Origin of the sequence: Halobacillus salinus, from assembly GCF_004684905.1 — a bacterium.
Lineage (GTDB): Bacteria > Bacillota > Bacilli > Bacillales > Halobacillaceae > Halobacillus > Halobacillus salinus.
The window spans coordinates 1,810,296-1,827,383 of record NZ_SRJC01000001.1; the positions used below are offsets into that span (position 1 = coordinate 1,810,296).

A 17,088-nucleotide genomic window follows, 5' to 3' on the forward strand; every position below is an offset into this window, starting at 1 on the left:
TTTTACCATGTATAGAGCAGACAATATAACGGAATCCCTTTTCCGCGCATTAAAAAAGCCCCCTCTCATTAAGAAAGAGAACTCACTTATCGGGTAATCTAAAACTGTAAGGCCATTTGTGAAAACGGCCAATAGCGGACATCCACTTTTCCAACAATCGTATCTACAGATACAAAACCGAAGTAGCGGCTATCCAGACTATCTCTTCTATTATCACCCATCACAAAGATATGTCCTGCTGGTACTTGTCTGACCCCTGTTACTTCTTCTAGTGTAAAGTCTTTGGTGAACGGCCGGCCGTCATTCGGTCTAAGAGCATCCAAATATGCCTCCGGTATCGGTTCTCCGTTCACATACAGTTTGTCATCTTTAAATTCGATGTCGTCACCCTCAACACCGATAACGCGCTTTACATAGTCTTCCTTTTCATTGGCATGAAATACGATCACGTCTTGACGGCCGACGTGCTGCCAATCATAAATGACCTTATTCACCATCAGTAAATTGCCATCGAAGAGCGTAGGCTCCATTGATTCTCCGTCTACAATATAACTAGCGAACAGATAAGAACGGAAAACAAAAGCGAGCAACAAGGCCAACAATACCGTACGGATGATTTTGCGATAATTTTTCATAGTTTAATCCTCCAGGTGTTGTTTCTATCAACATTTTACCCTTGAAGAATTAAACTTAATCAATTTAGTACGCTTGTCTTTCCGCTTTTCTTTTAATTCTTGTTTCGATATATTTGCCAACAATCCAAAACAATAGGATACATGCTCCTACGACAATGGTTTTCACCGGATTCTGAGCAAATGATGCGATGCTGCTGCCGACATAGGCAATGGAGAAGATCATTACAGACTTCCCTAGTACGGCCGCCAATATAAACTGTTGGCGGTTCACTTTCGATAGACCAGAAACTACGTTGATGATGGAAGATGGAGAAAAAGGGAAACACATCAGTAGAAACAACGGACCGAATCCGTGTTCTTCCACCCACTTCATCACTTTCTGTACTTGTTTCTGGCGTGTTATAAATTGAAAGAAACGCTTGTGCCCTAATGAGCGGATAATGAGAAAGACGGAGATTGCTCCGACGACAGAGCCGATCCACGAATAAAGGAATCCTTTCAATAATCCGTACACCACCGAATTTGCAAGCACAAATGCGACTAAGGGCAAGATTGGAAGAAAGGCTTCCAAAAGCGGGAGAAGAATCCCCGGCAATGGACCAAAATCCTCCAACTGCTCCAGCTGACGGATGACATATTCAAATAGTTGGTCGTTTTCGGCCATTTCTCGATAACGGTCGATGTGAAGTGATAATGCACGCATGAGGCAGGCTTCTCCTTCTACCTTGTTTCTTCCATTGTAAACGAAATATTCAGACCTGCCCAGGCAGAGGCTGTCCTACATACATCCTTTCCAATATTGTCCTTTTTTAAAAACTCGCTTGCATAAATGAATGCTTTACGTGGTATAATCCATAATAGGAACAAACGTTCGTATTATGGAGGAGAATAACATGCGGAACCTAAAACAAAATGAACTGGACATCGCTACCCGCTATTTATTTCTATCCATGGCTATTGTAGTAATCAAACAAGATCGGAAGCACTTTGACATTGGAAAATTTAAAATTAAGGAACCTTATTTGGAGCTGTTAGGAAAGATGGAGCTCGAGGCAAGGAAGGAGCGAAAGGAGCTCAAGCATCAGATGGACCGCTTAAATATTCACGTTGTGGAATCTGGACGTAATGATTCCTTCACCTCCTTCCTCTTCTTAGCACATGGATACGAAGAGAAGCGAAATTACTTTAACCCCGCTATTCGAAAAAAGGTCGAGATGATTTTGTTCGAACTTATGAGAAAGTCTCAGCAACCCGCTCAGAAGTATCGGAAGAAGGCGACGACAATCGCAGACGATCTTCAAGGATGACACGGAAATGGGCTGTTCTCTGCACTTGGTTGGCAATCATCCCATGGGAAACCGGTACGTTGATGGAGTCACCCGTTGAAAACTGTATGGTTGTCGTTTGGTCTTCTTCCCCGTGGAAGGAACGAATATATTTGTGGGCGATCCAGGTGCAATCTCTGCGTTTCGGAGAAATGATTGGAAAGAAGTAAATACGCATGGCTTCTGAAATGACAATAGGAGGCTTGTGAGTGTAGTTCGTTAATTCTTTTGTTCCAGAGATGCGCCCTTCAAGACTGCTGGCAAAATACCGGCACGATTCATCTACTACCTGGCTTGGACATTTTAATAGATCGAATGTACCGTTGCATTCCATAACTTCGGTGATGACTTGTCCGTCTTCATCATATTTGGCCTTCAGGGCCATTGTCTCTACGTTAATTTCATATTCTTTTTTCACACCATATTCCACCACAAAAACATCCCTTCTATTCAGGTAGCGGCAGTTTACCTATCGGATTCCGCCGCTTATCTCCTTCAATTTACCAAATATTAAAAGAAATGTCTAAACTTTCTTTCAAAAAGTGAACCGTTTACAACGGTCTGCTATACTGAATGTAACAAAAGTAGTTCAGTGTGCACTTTCTTTCTCTGAGCTTTTCTTCTCCTCCCGTCCGAAATCAGGGTTCAGAAGGGTAAAAAACTCAAGCTCAGGTTGGATTTCTAAAGGTTTTTTCATTAAACAGCACCGCCTGTTCTAATTTATCGATAGGAGGAAACAAGATGTGGAAACGGAAGAAAAAGTCAGATAATGAAAAACATACTCTGGAGGTACGTGATCTATCTAAGGAAGATATCCAAAAAGCAATTCATGCCTTCTCCGAAGACAAAGACTCCCACGTCCCATTAAGTGTCCTAATCCAGGATGATTTGACGCTCGACTATGAACTCCTTGCCCCTTATCTTCACGCGAAGCCTAGCGAGCCTTTCTACATGTCGAAAGAAACGTATGAATTGTTTGGGAATGAGGGATATGAACTCGCCAAAGAGATAGATACTGTACAACATGCCGTAGACCAATACATGAAACAAACACAGGAAGCTCCGATAATTGAAGATGATCCATATAAACGGATAAATTATTATAAGCTGCAAAGGCTTGGCTTGTTACAGGAGAAACCGGGGAGAGATTATTTTTTAACCGACGAGGAGTTCCTAATTACGTATAAGCAGCCGAAATAAAAAAAAGGACCAATGCTTAACGCCAGCATTGGCCAAGAGACGACTGGTTAACTTTTGAGTGAGGGAATAAATTTTGAAAAAGTTCTTTGTGATCAAAGAGCTTTTTCCCACAAAAACACTCTTCAGTAACATTTCATTACTGACCCTATTTATGACAACCAGATCATAAATAGTGCATTGAGATCAATAAGCATCATCGCTTATCTATTTCTTATTGTAGTATATTCATGTTGATCGTTCACCGAAAGATTTTTGCGGAAGACCGCAACCGGTTGCGAATATGTTAGTTTATGACATGCATACCTCTTCCCTCTAACTCCCCGTCTCTACAAGATGGTGTACCTGATCAGCTACCTTTCGCTTTTCCTCTTGGAATTCTACCGCCAGCTCTTCCAACTTCCGCAACGCTTCTTGTGTATTCCGCTTACTTTTCCGCACTTCTTCTTGGGAGTTATGGATTTTATTTTGCACAAACCAGTCGACAATCAGTCCATCCAAAAAATAATCCGCAACGGTCAGCGCACCCGAAATATGTACTGTTGATGAGAGATGTTGACCGATATCTTCTAGTTCCGCAGCGAATTTCCGCAAAGATCGTTGCGACCTGCGGACGGCATCATTTGCGTCATCTATTTTGGAATGCTTCACCGCTGTCGTAATGAGTCCTCCTCCTAGCATATCAAGGCCGCCCCATGCCCCCGCACTATCAAGAGATTCTTCTGCATCACTAAGAGCAGCTGAAGCATCCTCCCCTGCACGCAGAGCCTCGTTTATTTCATCGAGTTCCGCTTCGAGCATGGACTGCTTGTCAGCAAGCTCTAGTAGTTTCTTTCCTTTTTCGTCACCGTTCTGTATTAAGTATCGCTTACGCTCTAGCCATAGTTGCTCGTATTCCTCGGCAGCGCTTCCGAATTTATCGATTCTTCCTTTCAGTTGTTGAAGATCTTCTTTGGTCTCCTGAACCGCCTGACTAGCTTCTCTCCACTTAAGCTTTGCTGCGACGACCTCTTGTTTTTCTTCTTCTAATTTCTCGTCTTTCTGTCCGACAATTGTATAAAACAAATTCGTAAGGCTCTTATTCTGCAGCCCCTCTACATCCTCTTTCTCCTCTTGAAGACGTTTTTTCCAATGACGCTCTTCTGCTTCTAACTCCTTCAGAACTTCCTCTATCTGCCGATATTCACGCTCGAGCCTTTCTTGTGTAAGCATATCTTTCTTTTGTTCTATTAATTGCTCTAATTCCATCCTTCTATCACTCCCTATTACCTTTACGAACACCACCCTATGAGCGTTTCGTTTTAAAAGAGAAAGAGAAAGAGCATGGAAGTTTACCATGCTCTTGATCGTAATTTATGATTGAGTTACTTGTTCTCTTAAGTTCTTCCTTAAAATTTTCCCAGTCGTATTCTTTGGCAGTTCATCCATGAATTCAACTTTGGACGGAATTTTGTATTTGGCTAGGTGTGCTTGACAGTATTCCACTACTTCTTCTTCTGTAAGAGAAGGATTGCTGCTTACAACGAAACTGATGACACTCTCACCAAGCTCAGGGTGAGGGGCTCCGACTACTGCCACTTCACTAATTTCAGGATGTTCGTATAGTACTTCTTCGACTTCTCGAGGGTAGACATTGTAGCCGCCAACGAGGATCATATCTTTCTTGCGATCTACGATATAAAAGTAGCCTTCGTCATCGACTCTAGCCATGTCCCCTGTATATAGCCAGCCATCTTTAATGGTCACTGCCGTTTCTTCCGGCATTTTATAGTACCCTTTCATTACATTCGGTCCCTGCACAACCAACTCTCCAACTTCACCTACAGGCACCTCATCCCCTAACTCATCAACGACTCTGTTCACAACGTTGCTGATATTCTGCCCAATCGAACCTGCCTTTCTCGGGCGGTCAAGCGGGTTGAAGGCCGTAACGGGAGAAGCTTCTGATAACCCATATCCTTCTGATACTTGGACATTGAACTGCTCTTCAAATGCGGTGAGTAAAGCAACGGGCATGGATGACCCTCCTGAAACACAGAGACGCATGTGTTTGAAGGTGTCGACTTGATCCTTCCCAGTTTGCAGCAAGTAATTGTACATGGTTGGCACTCCGGCAAACACAGTCGCTTTATATTGTTCCGCCATTCCAAAGACATCCTGAGGAGAAAATTTAGGTACGATCAGAACCGTTCCACCATTCATCACTGGAGCATTAAGGGCAACCGTAAGACAGAAAACGTGAAACATCGGAAGAGTGGCAATAACACGGTCTTCGGACGAAATGCTTAAATAGTCCGCAACGTCTGTAGCATTCGAATAGATGTTACGATGCGTCAGCATAGCGCCTTTTGGTTTTCCAGTCGTTCCTGAAGTATAAAGAATTACCGCGACATCTTCACGATCAATGAGCGGCTTCTGATAATCAAGGCTACCGGCTGCCACCGATCTTGTAAACGATTTCATTTTAGTCGATAAAGAAGATGAGTTGAGGTCTATACCTGAACCGGACTCCCCGACGAAATAATGGTTCACATCGAGCAAACCATCCATATGCTCGAACTTCTCAAGCAATAGATCCAAAGTAATGACCGCTTTGACATCGCCATTTCTCAAGATATAGCTCATTTCATCAACCGTGTACGTCGGGTTGATCGGAATCACGGTCGCCCCAGCCCTCAAAGCACCATACAGTCCAATCATAAAGAGCGGGCTGTTTCCGCTGACAAGAGCTATGTGATCTCCTTTTCCATACCCTAAGTCAGATAAAGTGGAAGCGAATTTCGTAACCGAAGCGTTGAATTCTTGGTAGTTCACTCCTTCCCCTTGAAATATGTAAGCTTCTTTCGTTGGGTTCTCAAGAGCAGTCTTCTCTAGCTGGTCGCTAATGTTCATTCGTGCTCCTCCTCATATGAATGAATGATCATTCATTAAATTAGTTTAAATTTTCAATTTAATTATAAAATACTGAATATTAATAATCAATCTTTCTTTACCGTCCTCCCTCCCTTATGGATATGGTAAAGTAATACCAAAAGGAGGAATATAGGTGAGTATCGCTCTATTAACGGACATCCATGGAAACGCCCCCGCACTAAGGGCTGTGCTTCAAGAACTGGATGAAATCCATAACCCCGAGCACCTCTATGTTCTTGGAGACTTACTTGCAATCGGACCGGACTCCAATGAAGTGTTGGAACTGCTTTTCTCAAGGAATGATGTCTCTGTGATCACTGGTAATCACGACGAAGCCGTTTTAACGGTTGCAAAAGACGAGCCCTATCCAAAAAGTCATGGTCACGTTAAAGCACATCACCAATGGATTGCAGACCGTTTGGATCAACGCTTCATCCCACTTTTGGAGGAATTACCAAGAACAATAGATGTAGAATGGAAGGGGTATAGTTTGCATTTTACACACTATGCGTTGGCAAAACCCGAGGCTCCTATAAGTGAAGACCCCTTTCATAAAATCCTATCGCCGTCGCTGAAGAGGATGGAAAGGATGTTCCGGAGTGTATCCGCTGACTTGATCGGATTTGGACATCATCACCCAGCGCACCATTATGAAGGAGAGACCATATTTATTAATCCTGGTGCTCTCGGTTGTAACAACCGACCGACTGCCCCTTATGCTATCGTAGATTGTCAGGGCGATAAGCTGGAGGTCAACATCCAGGAAGCTCACTATGATAACGAGGCTTTCTTAAAGTCTTACCATAAGTTGAAAGTTCCTGACCGGGAATTCATTTTAGACATCTTTCACGGGGGACAACTCGATCAAAAAAATGGTGAATCAGAATGAACTGATTCACCATCGTGATCAATAAAGCATATCCAGGAAATCTTCTTTGCCAATTTTTCCGAGGTAGTGGGAGATATCAACATCATCAAGAGCATCTGAAAGAGCTTGACGTTCATATTTTGCTCCGATCAGTTTTTCTTCAACATCACTGATATCACCTACGCCGAAGAAATCTCCATAAATTTTAGCATTCTTCACATAGCCTTTCGTAACGTCTAAGCGCACATCATACGTCCCCGCACCTTCAATGCGTTTATTATGCTGGATATTGAATTTAGGAGACTTCCCGTAGTTCCAATCCCAGTTCTTATAGCGCTCATCCGCAATCTTGTAGATTTCGCTCCAATCTTCTTCTGTCAGCTTGTATTGCGGTACGTCCTTCACATCTTCTACATCGAAAATGTAACGGAGAATCAAGTTTTTGAATTCTTCCATCGAGATCTTTTCCTCTAAGAATTCAGAGATGTTCGCAACACGACTGCGAATCGATTTGATCCCTTTGGATTTGATCTTTTCAGTCTTAACATTCAAAGCCGATACGACGTTCTCAATCTCAGAGTCAAACATCAATGTACCGTGGCTGAACATTCGACCTCTCGTTGAAAATTGTGCATTCCCGGATATCTTACGGCCGTCTTCTGCCTCGATGTCGTTACGTCCCGACAGTTCGGCATTAACTCCTATTTTCTTAAGTGCTTCTGTAACAGGCTCCGTAAATTTCGCAAAATCGTGGAAGCTGTCTCCATCATCTTTTGTTATAAAGCTGAAGTTCAAATTGCCTAAGTCATGATAAACGGCACCGCCACCTGAAAGTCTGCGAACGACGTGAATGTTATTTTCCTCTACGTAATTCGTGTTGATCTCCTCTACCGTATTTTGATTCTTACCAATGATGATCGACGGCTCATTGATATAGAACAGCAGATAGGTTTCGTTAATATCAAGATTCTTCAAGGCATACTCTTCAATAGCGAGATTGATTCTAGGGTCGTTAATCCCCTCATGATCAATAAAAAGCATAGTTATATCATCCTTTCCCTAACACTTCTGTCCTTATTGTAATCGTTTCGACATGAATAGACAATCACCCGCTCCATGACAGTCCTTCCTCTGCCAATTGAATCGTCCCACTAAACACATCTTCTGCTTCTTGCCTTAGTCTCGTCAACTGTCCGAAATGGGGAAGATGACTTAACCATAGCGTCTCTACTCCCGCTTCCTGAGCAATGGTTCCTGCCTCTTCACTCGTCATATGACCAGCTTTGGCTCCGTCCATTCCTTTATAAAAGTTTGTATCTGTAATGAGGAGATCCGCTTCCTGAGCAAACGGAATCCAGTCTTCTATATAACTAGTATCTGCTGTATAAACAACGCTTTTATCCCCATCGGTGATTCTCATCCCATAACAAACAACGGGATGCTTCGTTTTTTGGAATTCTATAGTAAATGGACCGACTTGGAGGGTTCCAGCTGGATCATAGGCATGGCCTTTCGTAAAGTTATGAGTCAATGCTGCAAACTTGTCCTGATCTTCCTTATGACCGTAAATGGGGAGAACATAATCCGTGTCGTTCAAGTTATTTTGAACAAGACTTGCATATTGTAAAGGACCGATGTCAGCAATGTGGTCATGGTGATAATGCGATAACACAACAGCATCAAGCTCAGACACTTTTATAAACTGTTGCACTCTCGAAAGCACACCACTACCGCAGTCCACTAACATTCTAAATCCATCTTTTTCAAACAAATATCCTGAGGTCGCACTTCCTGCAGCAGGATAAGCGCCCCAATAACCAACAACTGTTACCTTCATTTCCACACACTCCCTGCATCTTTTTTCCTATTTGTACATTGTTTTATAACAGATTGTTGATTTATGCATATTGTTATAATACAATGGCTTTACAATAAAATTTTGGAGGGGATTTCCTAATGATCAGTATCGTTGAGTTCTTCCGTAACCTGCCAAAAAAACACTGCTCCAACTGTGGCAATGTCATCCAAGAACAAGCAGATTGCTATGGCAACCTTTGTGACGATTGTGACCACCCAGCTCGCTAATGGTAGTATTCCACAAATAAATAGAAAAGGAACCACAATTTTGGAGCAGCTTAGTCCTAAGCTGCTTTTTTTATGCTAAAAAAGCCCAGGACACATGTCCTGGGCTTTGTATGATTAGTATTTCTCGTAGTGCCCTTCTTCCGATTGACTGAGCTGCTTTCCTGATAAGAGCCATCCTCCGATAGCAATCGATAATAGGACTCCCCAGAAAGTTATCGTCCAGCCTAAACTATGCGCGAAGTGAGAATCAAGAATGCCGACTTGCTCGTGTGACATTGTAATGACAGCAAGCTTCACACCCACCCACGCTACGATGAGATAAGCGGTTGTTTCAAGACTCGGTCGAGTTTCCAACAACTTCACGAACCAAGTCGCTGCAAATTTGATCAAGACCAACCCTGCAACTCCGGCTGTTATGACAACGATAAATTTACCACCGTCCATTCCACCAAACTGTGGTAGTGGAGAATTCGGAAGAGCAAGTGCTAGAGCAACGGCAGCTAGGATCGAATCGATCGCAAAGACCAAGTCTGCTGCACCAATCTTGGCAACTGTCGGCCAAAACCCTTTGCCTTTCTTGACGGTTGAAGACTCTTCTCCCTCCTCTTCATCACGGCTGACAATGTTTTTGACTCCAAGATAAATGAGATAAGCAGCACCAATCGCCTGTACCTGCCATACATTCGCAATAAAGGAGATTGCGAACAAAGCTCCAAATCTAAATACAAATGCAATAATTATCCCATAATTAATTGCACGTTTTTTCTGATCTTCTGGTAAATGCTTTGCAATCACTGCAAGCACTAACGCATTATCCGCAGAAAGCAGACCCTCGAGGCCAATAAGAATCAACAAGGTCCACGCGTATTCCAACCAAATGGATTCCATTATGTTTCTCCCTTCGAAGTAGCGATGCCAAACGCATCAAAATAGACCTTTACCATAAGGCAAAGGTCTTGCTAACAACTTATAAAGCTGCCAGTAAAGCCGAGAGTATCAACGTGTACTCTGAGTTGACGACCATACTGTAAAAGCTACTCCCCTTTTTCATGAACGTTATTAACATACCAAGTTAACTAGAAACGGTCAAGCTAAAGAAGGGATGCTTCCGAACTCACAAATTTGTTACGAGTTGCTTCTTCAATGTGGAGTTTCTTACTAATAGTTTATGAGAATAAATATAGCGTCTCGCTTTATTCGCTCTAGGATTCATCAACTGGCGCACTAACACTTCAATGGTCCTGTCCGCCATTTTTGCAACGGGTTGGTCGATTGTCGTAACAGACGGAAACATTAAGAGTGACAGCATTTGATTGTCAAATCCGACCACCGCCAAATCGTCCGGTACATTCCACCCGGCTTGTACTGCTTCGTATACGACACCTGCAGCGACTTCATCAGAACCTGTAAACACTCCATCTATGATTGGATGGTGATCCTTTATGTGGTTGAAAACCTTCCGACCATCTTCCACATGAATAGCCCAATCTACCGAAGCTGCTTCGAGAAACGGAAGAGCACGCTCTTCCAGCGCTTTGAGAAATCCAGTTTTCCGTTCTTCGGCTAAGTAAGTATCAGATCCGCCACTGACATATGATATATTCTTACAACCTTGATCTATTAAGTGTATCGTTGACTCATAGGCGGCTTTTCTATGGTCCATATGAACCATCGGCACAGCCATCTCTTCCATGTATTCGTTACAGAGGACAATTGGACCAGATTCTAAGTATGGTTCAATTACCTCCCAATCATTACACAAAGAAGTCATCACAACTCCATCCACTTGCTTCGTCTTCAATAACTGCAAATAATCGAGTTCTTTCTTCTCAGAATCATGGGTCTGACAAACTATCACTTGGTATCCCCATTGGGAAGCTTTCTTCTCCATCGACTCAATAAGGTTCGCAAAAAACGGATTGGTGATTCGTGGAAGCAAGACTGCAATCGTATCGGTCCGTTGGCTTCTCAAGCGGCGAGCCGATGAATTCGGCACATACCCAAGCTCATCCATAGCCTGCAGGATCCGCTGTTTTTTCTCTTCTGTGACGTAAGGCTGATCATTAATGACACGTGACACCGTGGTTCGAGATAAGCCAGCCAGTTTCGCCACATCTTCAATGGTAGCCATTCATATTCCCCCTACTAGAATTCTACCTGCTCTTGAAAACGTTTCCATATAAAATAATACTAATCATTCACCATTCTTGCAAGCCCTTTCATAATTTTCGAATACTTTCCGCGATTTTGATAGACTCTACCTTGATGGTTAATAATTTAATTTGGGAATTTAGTTTGGGGACGGTTCTCGTGTCTGACCAAACACGAGAACCGTCCCCAAACTAAATCCGAATTAAAAAAACGACTACAGATCGTAGTCGTTTTTCTGAGATCTAGCTTAAATAGTTCAACACTTTTGCTACTGCCGCTTCCCCTTGGTCGATGCAATCAGGAAGTCCGATTCCACGATAGGACCCACCAGCGAGGTAAACGCCAGGCAACTCCCTTTGCAACTGCTCTTCAATTCCATTAAGCCGATCTTTGTGACCGACTTTGTATTGAGGCATGGAATCGTGCCACCGTGTCACAATGGAAAATTCCGGTTTCTCTGTGATATTCATAGTTTGATTTAGATCCTTCAATGCTATCTCTACGATTTCTTCATCTGAATAGTCAACGACTTCTTGGTCTGTCGGCTTTCCTACGTAACAACGTAACAGCACCTTACCGTCTGGGGTTGAGTTCGGCCACTTCTTGTGCGTCCATGTACAGGCTGTGATACGGAAGTCGCTGTTTCTAGAGACGACAAAGCCGGTACCATCAATGTCCTTCTTGATGGCGGACTCATCAAAAGCCATCGCCACGTTAGCAACAGAAGTTGCGTTTGTTTCTTTGAAAGGTTCTAAAAAATCGTATTGCGATAACATGCGTTGTGCAGCGAAATGCGGTACAGCCATGATGATGGAATCTGCTTCCATGACGCTGCCGTCACTCAACATGATGTGATAATGATCTTGCTTTCTCTCGATATGGTCTACTTTGGTACCCTTCAAGACTGTTCCTGGTTCTAGCTTGCTTTCAACCGCTTCAACTAACGACTCAAGTCCTCCTTGAAGCGTCCGGAACATACTCGGTTTCTTTTCCCCTTTTTTCCGCTTACTCACAGTGGTTGTTTTCCTGAGCCCTTTAATGAGACTACCATGCTCTTGCTCCAAGTCATAGAAATGAGGGAAAGTAGCTTCTAAACTCAGCTCATCGATACTACCTGCATAAATACCTGATAGTAAAGGTTCAATCAAGTTTTCGACAACCTGATTCCCTAATCTTCTACGGAAAAATAAACCAAGAGACTGATCCTCATCAACAGACTTGGTAGATTTGATGAGATCCATGGCGGCCCTTGCTTTTCCTAACGGGCTGAACAAGCCAGAGAATAGAAACGGACGAATCCGTGTCGGAATTCCCATATAGGAACCGCTCGGCATCGGGTGAAGCTTATTGTTTACTAGAATATAGGACTGCCCCGTACCGTTCGGCGTAAGCTTGTCCTTCAAGCCAACATCATTCGCGAGTCGGGTAGCGCTTTCTTTACGAGCCAGAAATGAGTCGGGCCCACGTTCAATGGTGAACCCGTCTTTTCTTACGGTTTGAATTTTACCTCCGAGCCGTTCACTCGCTTCTACCAGTTGGACATTTACATCTTGTGCACCGTTTTGTTGAAGACGGTAGGCTGCTGTCAAACCTGCAATGCCTCCACCAATAACAACTACGCGTTTCTGCTCTGTCATGATATCTTTACTTCTCCACTTGATTCATGACGACGTCCGCCAACGTATCAATGAATTTAGGGTTTGTGTTCGGCATTTCAGGACGGTAGTAATTCACACCAATCTCATCACAAACAACCTTACACTCGTAATCATTGTCGTAAAGCACTTCTAAGTGATCTGATACAAAACCGACTGGAGCATATACGAAAGATGTATAGCCTTTCTCGTTGTATAGATCTTTCGTTAAATCTTGGACGTCTGGTCCGATCCAAGGATCCGGTGTATTGCCTTCACTTTGCCAACCGATTTCATACTGGGTGATACCAGTGGCTTCAGAAATCAATTCAGCAGTACGCTTCAATTGATCAGGGTAAGGATCTCCACCTTCTAAGATCTTCATAGGCAGGCTGTGTGCAGAAACGATAAGACAAGCTTTCTCTTTTTCCTCTTCACTCATCTTCGCATATTCTACTTCAATTTTTTCTTTCCAATAGTCGATAAAGCCAGGTGCATCGTACCAGCTTTCCACGGAACGAATCGTTATTCCGTGCTTCTCTGCCTCTTCCTGTGCGCGACCGTTATAGGATTTCACGCTATAGGTAGAGTAGTGCGGTGCAAGTACGACCGAAACAGCTTCTTCAATTCCGTCTTTAGACATCTGCTCGACAGCATCCTCAACGAATGGTTCGATATGTTTTAGGCCGATGTATAATTTAAACTCAATTTCGTCCTGCTTTTCATTCAATGCGTCTTTAATGCTTTCTGCTTGGTTCTCTGTAATGCTCGCTAGTGGAGAAATGCCGCCAATCGCATCGTAGCGATCACGCAAGTCTTGAAGCATCTCATCAGAAGGTTTACGCCCTCTGCGAATATGTGTGTAGTATCTTTCTAAGTCTTCTTCTTTATATGGCGTACCGTATGCCATGACGAGTAAGCCCATTTGTTTTTTTGCCATGTCTGTTCACCTCTTAATTCGATTTGGAATATTCATGAATCAAGTGAGTCAACCGTTTCAACGTCTCTGGTTGAATATCCGGCGTCACCCCATGACCTAAGTTGAAGATATGGGAAGGATGCTCTCGTCCCTCATCGATAATCCGTTTCGCACGCTCTTCGATCACATCCCAATCAGACAATAGGATGGAAGGGTCCAAGTTCCCTTGCAGAGGCTTCGTAATGCCTGCTTGGCGAGCTTCTGTGATGGACATTCTCCAATCTAAACCTAAGACATCGATTGGAAGGTCATTCCATTCATGGACTAAATGACGTGCCCCTACCCCGAAGAGAATCAACGGAACCCCTTCTGAACGAAGCTCTTCAAAGATTCGTTTCATAACAGGTTTAATGTACGTTCTGTAATCCTCGACATTCAAAGCGCCGACCCAGGAGTCGAAGATTTGAATAGCTTTCGCGCCTGCCTTAACCTGCGCGCGTACATACGTGATTGTCATGTCAGCAAGCTTATCCATAAGTGCGAACCATGTCATCGGCTCACTGTACATTAGAGATTTGGTTTTATTATAGTTCTTTGAAGGTCCTCCCTCAATCATATAGCTCGCAAGGGTAAAAGGAGCTCCGCTAAAACCGATCAATGGAACAGTCAATTGCTCTTTAGTCAGTAAACGAATGGTATCCAATACATAAGGAACATCCGATTCAGGATCGATTTCCCCTAATTTCTCAACATCCGCTTTAGAAGTGATCGGATTATAAATTACAGGGCCGATTCCTTTTTTGATTTCGACATCTACACCAAGAGAAGGAAGCGGTGACATGATGTCTTTGTAAAGAATGGCAGCATCAACACCGTATTGCTCTACAGGGAGACGAGTGACATAGGCACCCAACTCAGGTTGGTGCGTAATTTCAAACAAAGAGTATTTTTCTTTCAGTTTTCTGTATTCCGGCTGTGATCTCCCAGCCTGACGCATAAACCAAACCGGAGTATGCTCTGTCTTTTCGCCGCGGAAAGCCCGCAGAATTGTGTCATTCTCAATTTTATTCATGTGTTCTGACTCCTTTAACACGTTCGTCTTTATCCGTTTTCCACTATAACGATTTATTGGTCATCTGTATAGAAAAATGAACAAAATGTCATGATTTTGTTTGTTTTTAAAAGTTCCACTCGAGCGTGACGATATTAGATGGCTCTCCCTCAAGTTGCGTGAGTGGATCGTAAGGCACCACATAATAACTCGTCTCATCAAAAATGCGTAAGGCATTGACTAGATAAGAGGACTGTCCTGTCACTTCGCCCACCTTCACATCTTCTCCGTCTTCTTCCCTATAAATACGGTAAACAACCCGATCATCTTGGGAGGCGTTCCATTGGAGAGTACCTCTGAATGTCGCAAGTCCTGCCAAATCAAGGGAACCTGTTGCTTCTGTGAGCTTAGGTAATTGAATTGGTTTCGGAAGGTTCTCCAGTCCCTCTGGTGTTTGGAACGACTCTGCTAATGGGCGTTGTTGGTCGACCTTCGAGAGAATCTGTTTCATGAGCCTGGTCGGATAGGCACTACTGCCTTGAACACTGTATCCTTCCCCTGACTGATCATACCCCATCCATAACGCGCCGGAAAATTCCGGAGTAAAACCAGTGAACCAGACATGCTTGTTCCCGTTCTCTCCTTGCTGTGTTCCAGTCTTTCCAGCCAGTGCTTTCGGGTAAGTCCCAGAACTTGCGGTCCCTTCTTGTACCGTTGTCTGAAGCATTTCGGTCACATTCCAAGCAGTTTCTGCATCAAAGACTTGTTCTTCCTTACCTTGATGCTCATGGATCACCTTTCCGTAGCGATCGACAATTTTATCAATCGTGTAACTTTCCGATGCCTTGCCACCATTTGCAAAACTGCGATAGGCAGCAGCCATTTGGATAGGTGTATAGCCTTCTGACAATCCGCCTAGTGCAATTGCGAGGCCATCATCTTTCGTAGGTAAACCCAACTTGTCTAAATAACTTTTTGCGTAATCGACCCCGATTTGATCTAAGAGAGATACTGCAGGTACGTTTTTCGATTCGATCAAAGCTTGATAAAGAGATACTTCCCCTTCATAGTTACCGTCGTAATTACCAGGTGAATATCCGCCGCTGAATGTCTGCTTACGATCCGGTAACACGCTGAATGGTTGGTACTCCTCCTTCATTAGAGCAGGACCATAAACAGCAAGCGGTTTGATTGTGGAAGCAGGTTGTTGCTTCAATTGCGTACGGTTCAAGTCACCATGTTTGTAGTCCCGTCCACCGACCGCTGCGACAAGGGCGCCTGTATCGTTATCTACTAAAGTAAATGCCCCCTCGACCTGTCCGTTTGATCCTGGTACGAACTCTCCATTTTTCATCTCTTCTGCAGCAATCCTTTGTATTTGTGGATCCATAGCCACCACGATCCGGTAACCGCCTCGTTTCAATTCGTCACGAGACATATGGTATTTCTCCGCTGCTTCATCGATGACAAGGTCCACGTAGCTGTTCGACCATGTTTCACTAGAGTCTTCTACTTGTTCTGTTGCCAGGGTGGACCCTTGCATGCGTTTCATCACATCGACCGAAATCGCTCCATACTCCTGCATTTCCGATAATACTAAGTTACGCCTTTGGATGGATGCTTCTGGATGATCGAATGGAGAATAGGAGTTAGGCGCTTTCGGCAGACCAGCTAGCAGAGCACCTTGGGCAACTGTCAGTTCTGATACCGGCCTATTGAAATAATGTTTGGCAGCTGACTGGACACCATAGGCCCCTTCACCAAAGTAGATCCGGTTCAAATAGAAACTCAAAATCTCATCTTTTGTATAATTACGCTCTAAATATATAGCGGCCATTACTTCTTTCGTCTTCCTCATCCATGTCTTATCGTTGGAAAGAAACAAATTCTTAGCTAATTGCTGCGTGATGGTACTCCCGCCTTCTACCTTCTCCATTGCTAAAATATCTTTATACAAAGCTCTCATAATGGCTCTCAAGTCTACACCTGAATGACCATAAAAGCGTTGGTCTTCAATCGATACGAACGCATCTTTCACATGCTTCGGAATTTCAGAGCCCTCTACGATCTCACGATTTTTCGAATAGATTCGCTCGATTAATTGCCCGTCTTCGGTCTCGACTGTCGTCAATTCATCCATAACTAGGGCTTCTTCCTCCACGACAAAGCGGCCGCCAAACCAGATTGTGACAATCCCTGCAACCATAAGAAAAAGTAAAATAAGAGCGGCAATACCAGGCCATTTCAAATGTTTTGTCCATGGAGGCAACTGTTTCAGTTTCTCTTTGATGTTCACCGTTCGTGCATCCT

17 protein-coding genes are annotated in these 17,088 nt (G+C 43.6%); 4 read left to right on the forward strand and 13 right to left on the reverse strand.

What is annotated here, in order from left to right; genetic code table 11:
- Positions 1–98: 98 nt before the first annotated feature.
- Positions 99–635: a signal peptidase I gene (lepB, locus tag E4663_RS09820; RefSeq protein WP_135327425.1), complete on the reverse strand. Its 537-nt coding sequence runs from the start codon at positions 633–635 to the stop codon at positions 99–101.
- 64 nt (positions 636–699) lie between these two features.
- Entirely contained in the window at positions 700–1,338 is a 639-nt protein-coding gene (locus tag E4663_RS09825) for a TVP38/TMEM64 family protein (protein WP_079480674.1), read from the reverse strand.
- Positions 1,339–1,528: 190 nt separating this feature from the next.
- On the opposite strand from E4663_RS09825, the gene E4663_RS09830 reads away from it, so the two are divergent.
- Positions 1,529–1,942 carry a YhjD family protein gene (locus E4663_RS09830; RefSeq protein WP_135327426.1) on the forward strand — a complete coding sequence of 138 codons (414 nt, stop codon included), beginning with the start codon at positions 1,529–1,531 and terminating at the stop codon, positions 1,940–1,942.
- Here the strand turns inward: E4663_RS09830 and E4663_RS09835 are convergent.
- Positions 1,866–2,378, reverse strand: a complete 513-nt coding sequence (locus E4663_RS09835; RefSeq protein ID WP_241657144.1) for a competence protein ComK — start codon at positions 2,376–2,378, stop codon at positions 1,866–1,868. The two genes, E4663_RS09830 and E4663_RS09835, sit on opposite strands and share 77 nt — an antisense overlap.
- A gap of 323 nt (positions 2,379–2,701) precedes the next feature.
- Here E4663_RS09835 and E4663_RS09840 point away from each other — a divergent pair, with 323 nt between their 5' ends.
- Positions 2,702–3,160 (forward strand): DUF3939 domain-containing protein, encoded by a 459-nt coding sequence (locus E4663_RS09840; protein ID WP_135327427.1) that lies wholly within the window; start codon positions 2,702–2,704, stop codon positions 3,158–3,160.
- A 312-nt stretch (positions 3,161–3,472) separates the two neighbouring features.
- Here E4663_RS09840 and E4663_RS09845 read toward each other — a convergent pair whose 3' ends face one another.
- The gene (locus E4663_RS09845; protein ID WP_135327428.1) at positions 3,473–4,405 is read right to left on the reverse strand and encodes a coiled-coil domain-containing protein; all 933 of its coding nucleotides are present in this window, start codon (positions 4,403–4,405) and stop codon (positions 3,473–3,475) included.
- Between the two features lie 105 nt (positions 4,406–4,510).
- The gene (locus E4663_RS09850; RefSeq protein WP_135327429.1) at positions 4,511–6,049 is read right to left on the reverse strand and encodes a fatty acid--CoA ligase family protein; all 1,539 of its coding nucleotides are present in this window, start codon (positions 6,047–6,049) and stop codon (positions 4,511–4,513) included.
- A 154-nt stretch (positions 6,050–6,203) separates the two neighbouring features.
- Between E4663_RS09850 and E4663_RS09855 the strand changes: the two genes are divergently transcribed.
- Positions 6,204–6,959 carry a metallophosphoesterase family protein gene (locus E4663_RS09855; protein WP_135327430.1) on the forward strand — a complete coding sequence of 252 codons (756 nt, stop codon included), beginning with the start codon at positions 6,204–6,206 and terminating at the stop codon, positions 6,957–6,959.
- Between the two features lie 18 nt (positions 6,960–6,977).
- On the opposite strand, the gene E4663_RS09860 is transcribed toward E4663_RS09855, so the two are convergent.
- Both E4663_RS09860 and E4663_RS09865 read right to left on the reverse strand, forming a co-directional pair.
- Positions 6,978–7,979 carry a lipoate--protein ligase gene (locus E4663_RS09860; RefSeq protein ID WP_135327431.1) on the reverse strand — a complete coding sequence of 334 codons (1,002 nt, stop codon included), beginning with the start codon at positions 7,977–7,979 and terminating at the stop codon, positions 6,978–6,980.
- 64 nt (positions 7,980–8,043) lie between these two features.
- Positions 8,044–8,775: an MBL fold metallo-hydrolase gene (locus E4663_RS09865; protein ID WP_135327432.1), complete on the reverse strand. Its 732-nt coding sequence runs from the start codon at positions 8,773–8,775 to the stop codon at positions 8,044–8,046.
- 119 nt (positions 8,776–8,894) lie between these two features.
- Here E4663_RS09865 and yhfH point away from each other — a divergent pair, with 119 nt between their 5' ends.
- The gene (gene yhfH, locus E4663_RS09870) at positions 8,895–9,023 is read left to right on the forward strand and encodes a protein YhfH (RefSeq protein ID WP_079480682.1); all 129 of its coding nucleotides are present in this window, start codon (positions 8,895–8,897) and stop codon (positions 9,021–9,023) included.
- A 114-nt stretch (positions 9,024–9,137) separates the two neighbouring features.
- Here the strand turns inward: yhfH and E4663_RS09875 are convergent, their stop codons facing one another.
- The 6 genes from E4663_RS09875 to E4663_RS09900 form a co-directional block, all read right to left on the reverse strand.
- A complete protein-coding gene (locus E4663_RS09875) occupies positions 9,138–9,911 on the reverse strand; it encodes a TerC family protein (protein ID WP_135327433.1) in 774 nt (257 codons plus the stop codon).
- Between the two features lie 226 nt (positions 9,912–10,137).
- Positions 10,138–11,154 (reverse strand): LacI family DNA-binding transcriptional regulator, encoded by a 1,017-nt coding sequence (locus E4663_RS09880; protein WP_079480684.1) that lies wholly within the window; start codon positions 11,152–11,154, stop codon positions 10,138–10,140.
- Between the two features lie 262 nt (positions 11,155–11,416).
- Complete coding sequence (gene hemY, locus E4663_RS09885; RefSeq protein ID WP_135327434.1) at positions 11,417–12,811, reverse strand: protoporphyrinogen oxidase; 1,395 nt, start codon at positions 12,809–12,811, stop codon at positions 11,417–11,419.
- A 7-nt stretch (positions 12,812–12,818) separates the two neighbouring features.
- Positions 12,819–13,748: a ferrochelatase gene (gene hemH, locus E4663_RS09890; protein WP_135327435.1), complete on the reverse strand. Its 930-nt coding sequence runs from the start codon at positions 13,746–13,748 to the stop codon at positions 12,819–12,821.
- Between the two features lie 13 nt (positions 13,749–13,761).
- On the reverse strand, positions 13,762–14,799 hold the full coding sequence (gene hemE, locus E4663_RS09895) for a uroporphyrinogen decarboxylase (RefSeq protein ID WP_079480687.1): 1,038 nt from the start codon (positions 14,797–14,799) through the stop codon (positions 13,762–13,764).
- A gap of 106 nt (positions 14,800–14,905) precedes the next feature.
- Positions 14,906–17,074, reverse strand: coding sequence for a transglycosylase domain-containing protein (locus tag E4663_RS09900; protein WP_241657145.1), 2,169 nt, complete (start codon positions 17,072–17,074; stop codon positions 14,906–14,908).
- Positions 17,075–17,088 lie beyond the last annotated feature (14 nt).

Bases quoted from the DNA above. Each gene is read 5' to 3' on its own strand.
- lepB (WP_135327425.1), bottom strand. From the start codon at position 635: ATGAAAAATTATCGCAAAATCATCCGTACGGTATTGTTGGCCTTGTTG.
- E4663_RS09825 (WP_079480674.1), bottom strand. From the start codon at position 1,338: ATGCGTGCATTATCACTTCACATCGACCGTTATCGAGAAATGGCCGAA.
- E4663_RS09830 (WP_135327426.1), top strand. From the start codon at position 1,529: ATGCGGAACCTAAAACAAAATGAACTGGACATCGCTACCCGCTATTTA.
- E4663_RS09840 (WP_135327427.1), top strand. From the start codon at position 2,702: ATGTGGAAACGGAAGAAAAAGTCAGATAATGAAAAACATACTCTGGAG.
- E4663_RS09845 (WP_135327428.1), bottom strand. From the start codon at position 4,405: ATGGAATTAGAGCAATTAATAGAACAAAAGAAAGATATGCTTACACAA.
- E4663_RS09850 (WP_135327429.1), bottom strand. From the start codon at position 6,049: ATGAACATTAGCGACCAGCTAGAGAAGACTGCTCTTGAGAACCCAACG.
- E4663_RS09860 (WP_135327431.1), bottom strand. From the start codon at position 7,979: ATGCTTTTTATTGATCATGAGGGGATTAACGACCCTAGAATCAATCTC.
- E4663_RS09865 (WP_135327432.1), bottom strand. From the start codon at position 8,775: ATGAAGGTAACAGTTGTTGGTTATTGGGGCGCTTATCCTGCTGCAGGA.
- yhfH (WP_079480682.1), top strand. From the start codon at position 8,895: ATGATCAGTATCGTTGAGTTCTTCCGTAACCTGCCAAAAAAACACTGC.
- E4663_RS09875 (WP_135327433.1), bottom strand. From the start codon at position 9,911: ATGGAATCCATTTGGTTGGAATACGCGTGGACCTTGTTGATTCTTATT.
- E4663_RS09880 (WP_079480684.1), bottom strand. From the start codon at position 11,154: ATGGCTACCATTGAAGATGTGGCGAAACTGGCTGGCTTATCTCGAACC.
- hemY (WP_135327434.1), bottom strand. From the start codon at position 12,811: ATGACAGAGCAGAAACGCGTAGTTGTTATTGGTGGAGGCATTGCAGGT.
- hemH (WP_135327435.1), bottom strand. From the start codon at position 13,748: ATGGCAAAAAAACAAATGGGCTTACTCGTCATGGCATACGGTACGCCA.
- hemE (WP_079480687.1), bottom strand. From the start codon at position 14,799: ATGAATAAAATTGAGAATGACACAATTCTGCGGGCTTTCCGCGGCGAA.